Annotated in this window: 5 protein-coding genes; 4 read left to right on the top strand and 1 reads right to left on the bottom strand. The window is 38.7% G+C overall.

What is annotated here, in order from left to right:
- The first annotated feature begins 581 nt into the window (after window positions 1-581).
- Window positions 582-1775: a hypothetical protein gene (locus tag MSC25_RS17935; RefSeq protein WP_248444132.1), complete on the top strand. Its 1194-nt coding sequence runs from the start codon at window positions 582-584 to the stop codon at window positions 1773-1775.
- 23 nt (window positions 1776-1798) lie between these two features.
- On the top strand, window positions 1799-2239 hold the full coding sequence (locus MSC25_RS17930; RefSeq protein WP_232510945.1) for a hypothetical protein: 441 nt from the start codon (window positions 1799-1801) through the stop codon (window positions 2237-2239).
- A 25-nt stretch (window positions 2240-2264) separates the two neighbouring features.
- Here MSC25_RS17930 and MSC25_RS17925 read toward each other — a convergent pair whose 3' ends face one another.
- The gene (locus MSC25_RS17925) at window positions 2265-4352 is read right to left on the bottom strand and encodes an EAL domain-containing protein (RefSeq protein WP_248444131.1); all 2088 of its coding nucleotides are present in this window, start codon (window positions 4350-4352) and stop codon (window positions 2265-2267) included.
- A gap of 260 nt (window positions 4353-4612) precedes the next feature.
- Between MSC25_RS17925 and MSC25_RS17920 the strand changes: the two genes are divergently transcribed.
- Together MSC25_RS17920 and MSC25_RS17915 are read left to right on the top strand one after the other, a co-directional pair.
- Complete coding sequence (locus MSC25_RS17920; protein WP_004589136.1) at window positions 4613-5545, top strand: hypothetical protein; 933 nt, start codon at window positions 4613-4615, stop codon at window positions 5543-5545.
- A gap of 22 nt (window positions 5546-5567) precedes the next feature.
- A complete protein-coding gene (locus tag MSC25_RS17915) occupies window positions 5568-6467 on the top strand; it encodes a DUF350 domain-containing protein (protein WP_004589137.1) in 900 nt (299 codons plus the stop codon).
- Window positions 6468-6469: the final 2 nt, after the last annotated feature.

Raw genomic sequence — 6469 nt, 5'->3', positions numbered from 1 at the left:
CCGAACTCAGTAGTGAAACGAAACAGCGCCGATGATAGTGTAGCATTTGCTATGTGAAAGTAGGACATTGCCAGGCTTCAAATAAGAGAAACCCGTTACAGCGATGTAACGGGTTTTTTGCTGTCTGGGATTTAATAAATAGCCGAACTCAGTAGAAAAACGAAACAGCTCGAGGGCGAGCCCCGGCCAACGATAATGTCCCATTTGCTATGTGACTCTCTACCGCTGTGGGCACTACGACATCGCCAAACTTCAAATACAAGAAAGCCCGACTCCAAAGAGCCGGGCTTTTTTACGTCTGCAGAAAAGTGAAATACCTGCCTTTACATAATACCGACACGCTTTTCGACCCTCAAAATAGATCATTTAATTAAGCGAATTGGTATTACAGTACATCCAAGTCTCTTAACTTAACTAATCTATTAAGATGTATAAAAATAATAGCTTATAGTTCAGACTATTTTGATCCACACTCTTTAACTTTGACTATAGTTATACCTCATAATAATTATTCTGCAGAATTATAAAATGTCGTTACTTTTTAATATTCAGCGCTTTTTTATATAGGTTGCTGGGTGTCTATGCGAAATAAAATATTTCAGATAATCGTTTTAATCGTGAGCCTACACCATTTACCGGCTAAATCGGATGAGTTTGATTTTTCAGGCTACGCGCGTGTTATTGGTGGTTATTTAGATGAAAAAGATGTCGAATATAGAGGCTACGATGACAGTATTAACTTTTCACCATCAAGTTTAATAGGTCTTCAAGCTGAGTATCAGTTTAATACAAACTGGTCAGTGACAGCACAAGGGTTATTTAGATCTGATAGCACAACGGTATCTGGTGAGAGTGGACTTGAATGGCTGTATTTAACTTATACGCCCACAACAAACCTACAGATAAAAATCGGTAAGCTGCGCACCCCATTTTTTACAATGAGCGACTTCTCTGATGTAGGGTTTGCATACCCATGGATCAATCCGCCACAACAAGTATACGACACGTACTTATTTAGAACATTTAATGGTATTGATGCTATTTACAAATTTGGCTCAGATGACTTTGATATCAGTATTGAAGGGTACTATGGCGAAGAGTCGGGAAGTATTGGCATAGGCCCTTTTAAAACAGGTTTTGAGGTGGATAATTTAGTGGGTGTGATAGGGAAGTTGAATATTGAAAATATAGAATTTAGGGCTTCTAGGTATAACGGTAACATAGCGTTAGATCTTAAGTCGATTAACCAACTACAAGATATTTTAGAGAATTTTAATTTTAGCCAAAGTGCAGCATCGCTGACAACGCAGGGCAGTGCACATGCAGATCAATTTGGTGTTATTTATGATAATTTAGATTATTTTTTTAGAGGTGAGTGGGTAAAGATTAAAACACAGTTAGATATAATTCCGATTATACAAAGCTATTACTTAACCGTAGGCTATAACGATGCACCTTTTACTTATCATTTAACCTTTGCAGACAGCGATGTAGAAATTAATGCAAATCAGAATGAAATCCCTATTGGTGCTAATGTAGAGCTTGATCAGCTGGCACAGGCTTATAACAGCGTGTTTGCAGAGTCGGCGCCCGACTCACTAAAAACATGGACACTTGGTATACGATGGGATGTGCTACCTAATCTGGCATTAAAGGCGGAAGTATCTGCTTTAGAGGGCGATGAGGTTAGTAATTCTTTTTTTGTTATCCCTGAGGATGTTAGCTTTAATAGAAAAACGAATCTTTACCTTATTGGCTTAGATTGGGTATTTTGATGATGTACTCTAAGTTAACTTACGTGATTAGACATATAATACTGCTGTGTATTTTTACTTGGTCATTATTGTTTATTAGCGTCCAAGCCTACGCGGATAATAGCCACACAACTAAAGTGATCATTGTTGTTAATACGGCCAATAAAAACTTAGCTTTGAGTAAGCAGCAAATTCGCCATATATATATGGGCGGCGCGATGAGTCGTCAATTTAAAGCAGTAAATTTACCCGCCGGAAACCCGTTACGAATCGACTTTAATACGAAGTTGGTTGGCTTAACCGAATCGAGAATTCAGGCTTATTGGGCTCAGATGAGATTTACAGGGCGTAGCAAGCCACCCGTAGAATTTAGCTCGACTAAAGAAATTATTGCGTATTTATTGAAAGAAGAAAATGCAGTTGCTTATTTACCTGCTGATACGAAAATTCCGGACGAGCTAACTGTTGTAACGCTAACGCCTTAATTTATGGTTAACTAGTAGCGCTGACTTATTTTAAAGTTAGCGCTTTAAATGCTTCTTTTGCTTGGGCTTTAGCTGCTGGAATGTGTGCTATGGTTACAGGCTTTGCAAAATAATACCCTTGCATTTCATCACTGCCATTTTCAATTAGGTAGTTAGCCTGGCTGGCTGTTTCTATACCCTCACTACATACTTTTAAACCTAGGCGTTTACTTAAATCGAGTATGGCCTTTAATACCGCCGCATCCTTTTCTGAGCTATCAAATTGATTAACGAACATACGGTCAATTTTGATGGTATCGATATCTATTTTTGTCAGGTAGCTTAGCGATGAATAACCCGTTCCAAAATCATCAAGGGCTATAGACCCGCCCATTTGTTTTATTTGGTTAAAGAATTCATTGGAGTTTTCAAAATTATCGAGATAGCTTGATTCGGTTATTTCAAACTGGATATTTGCAATGTCGACGTTGTATTTAACCAATTTATTTTTTACAACATCAATAAAGTGATTATCTTTAAGATCATGGCTCGATAGATTTAAAGAAACGAGTACATGGTTACCTATAGTTTGCTTTAGTGTGGGTAAATCTTGAAATACCCTGGAGACAACCCACTGCGTGATTGCTTTTATTTTACCTGCTTGCTCTGCAATGGGTATAAATTCGCCTGGTGAAATAAAGCCAAGCTCTTCACTTTGCCATCTAATAAGGGCTTCAAGGCCATTAGCCTCACCATTGGCAGCTATTTTTAACTGATACACAACTTCAAACTCATTTTGCGCAATTGCATGACTAATTAAATTAGCCACTTGAGCCATTCGCTTGCTGTTTTCTAGCATTTTTCTATGGAAAACAGTGTACGACCCTTTACCTTTTTCTTTTGAGGCATACATTGCGATGTCTGCATTACTAATCAATGTATTAATGTCAAACTCTGCCTCTTTAGCGTGGGCAATACCAATACTTACCCCGGTGGGTATATCCCACTGGTTAATAGTAAAAGGCGTTTGCATTGAGCTGATAATTTGCTCCGCAATATTAATAACGTCGGTGTAATTATTTATATTACGCAGCATTATTAAAAACTCATCACCCCCTAAGCGTGCAATAACATCGTTTTCGTGTAAGTGCTTTTTAATATTACTGGCTACCGCCTTTAAAAGTAGGTCGCCCGTTTCATGGCCAAGTGTATCGTTAACACCTTTAAAGCTATCTACGTCAAAAAACATAATAGCTATATCTTGATGATTATTTTTACAGCGTGTTAATTCTTCTTTTAGTAAGCCCATAATAAACATGCGATTTGGCAAACCAGTTAATATATCGAAGTTAGCTAAGTGCTCCATTGATTGTTTTTGCTTTAAAAGTTGTGCGGTGTTTTTTTGATTAGTGAGCACTTGGGCATTAATAGTGTTAAGTAAGTTATTAATATCTTTGCCAAGTTGCGATACTTCGTCGTTGCCCGAGCCCTGGTATTGGAGTTGATAGTTAGTTGTTTTTTCTACTTTTTGTGTGAATTTAGAAAGTTTTAATAGCGGGCTTAATAAATGTTGGTATATCCAAAAAGAGATGAGGATGGTGATCACGATACTAAAAATAACGATAGGGGCTGCACTATAAAATAAGCTCGCTTTGCTTTCATTGAGGGGCTTATTAAAATCCTGAACAATTAATAGGTAGCCTATAGGGAACTGTTCCTCACCAATTGTTTTTAAGGCAACTAAGCCTTGATTAGTAACACTGACGGTACGGGACAAACTTTGTGGTTTGATGCCCTTTAGCTGTGGAGAAAAATCCTCGAACTTTAAGTAATTAGGGTGCACGTAGGACTGTATTAGCTGCCAATTACTATCAAATACATTTACAAACTTTATGTGCTCGTACCTATCTAACCCCAAAAGCTCAGTTGTAATAGAAAATAAATCTATCTCTTGCGACATAACACGTAACAAATTATCTGAAATATTTGATGACATAGCATCGAGGTTTTCTTCAACTGATTGGCGGTATAAATCCTCGTGCTCATTAATAGCTAAATAAAAAACAAAGCTAGCGCTTAGTACAATTAAACAAGTCGTAATAATAATAAATTTGTTACGAATACTATGAAACATTTAGCCAAATCCCTTCTTACTGTCATGCTCTTTCACTAAAAGAGTTATTACTTATTGTTGTTATTTATTAATAGAAGGCTTACGCGTAGCGCTGATGTTACTTACTAAATTCGTAAGTAAAAGAATGTGTTTAAATTCATAGAGTAACTATAGCTGGTTATTTTATTTTAGGCAGACTTACTTTGTTGCAATTTCATTCTTGGCTTAATAAGTGACCTGTGTAAGACTAATGCGGTTATTTATTAAATCAGGTGACATGAATGTCGAATATAAAAGCTTGGAAACTTATGAGCCTGTTTTGTTTGTTTGCAGTGCTTATGGGTTGTCAATCTAAAGAAGAGCAACTACAACAAACAATTCAAGAGTCTATTAAAAAGGCAGATGTTGAGCTTGCACAGCTTGGTACCGCGCTTGATAATGGGACTATACGTAATGCTGTATTGCTTAAAGAATATGGCAAACTCCTTAAACAGCAACAGCCAGAACTTAGTCAGGTTGTTGATGTAATTACCCTTGATGCTACAAGGCAGGGTGCCCTTTACAGTGGTTTAACACAACGACTTAAAGATATTAAAGGCACTTATTTAATCCCTCCTTACGAAGATACGCTACACAGTATTGATTTACTACGTGAGGCGGCTAAGCCTACGCTGTTTTCTGATGCGTTAACGGACCCGATTAATATGCTAGCGGATATGTCTAAGGGCAGCCTTGCGCGCGTTGGTGCTATTAGTAAAGAGGCAGAGGGCGCAGGCGAGGGTAATCAATTGGTGGGCAACCCTAATTACGGTAACTGGCAAACTAATAGTAATGGTATTAGCTTTTGGCAGTGGTATGGCATGTACCGTATTTTAGGCGATGTATTTGACCGTGTTGAATACGGACGTTGGAGCAGCCGCCGTAAATATAGCTATTACAACGATTACGGCCGCTATCGTTACTCAAGCCCTAAACAAATTAAAACGCAAAGTGCTTTAGAAACGCGTACGCGTCAATCGTACCAACGCCAAGGCAAACAGTTTACTAGCCCTTATGCGAGCAAAAAAACGGGTGCCTCGGGTTTAAGCCGCAGTAGTTATACACCGCCTAAAAGCCGCAGTAGTTACTCGCGTTCGAGTAGTTATAGCAACAGCTCTGGATCGGTACGCAATAGCGGTAGCAGAACCTCTCGTGGCGTGAGCCGTGGTAAGTAAAGAATAAGTTGGAGTTAGAAATATGTACGAATTTAATGGAATAACTACGTGGTCGCTACAAGCTTTGGCGATTGATTTTGCAATTATCGTGTTGTTATTTGTAAGCCTAAAATACATTAAGGGCTGGGTTTCAAACCTTCATGCAAATGACGAAATAACAGAACGTGATAACTTTGCTTTTGGTATTAGCTTTGCGGCAGGCTTAGTTGCACTTGCCATTGTATTAACGGGTGTGAGTAGTGGTGCCTTTGCTGCGTCGTTACAACAAGAAGCCCTGCAAATGCTAGGCTATGGTGTATTAGCCATTGTACTGATTAAATTAGGCCATTTTTTTCAAGACAAGGTCGCGCTTCGCAAAGTCAGCCTGCACGACGAAATTGTAAAAGGTAACGTAACGGCCTCTATTATCGATTTTGGTCATGTAGTGAGTGTGGCTATTGTGATTCGCTCAGCACTTTTATGGGTAGCAACAGAGGGTTGGCACGGGCTGCCTATCGTTATTGCTGCCTTTATTATTGGCAGTGTTGCACTACTGCTTGTAAGCCAATACCGCGTACAATTATTTAAGCGTACCAATAAAAGCGGTGATTGTTTACAACAAGCCATTATTGATGGCAATTTAGCTGTAGGTATACGCTACGCAGGCTTTTTAGTAGGAAGTGCCTTAGCTATTACTGCGGCATCAGGTATTGCACCGTATGCGGCCGATAACATTAATGCTAGCCTGCTTTATTGGGCTATTAGCGCGATTGTAAGTTTAGTGGCATTCATCATTTTGCATTTAATCACCATCAAAATAATTTTATCAGGTTGTGATATTTCAGATGAAGTTAACCGTCAGAAAAATGTAGGTGTAGGTGCTATTTCTGCTGCAGTGTCGTTTGCTGTCGGTATTACTATGGCAACCTTACTAGGCGCATAATC

The sequence above is a fragment of the Pseudoalteromonas sp. 1CM17D genome, assembly GCF_023161805.1.
Lineage (GTDB): Bacteria > Pseudomonadota > Gammaproteobacteria > Enterobacterales > Alteromonadaceae > Pseudoalteromonas > Pseudoalteromonas atlantica.
Note: the sequence above shows the minus strand (reverse complement) of the source record. Positions and strands in the feature narration are given on the sequence as shown.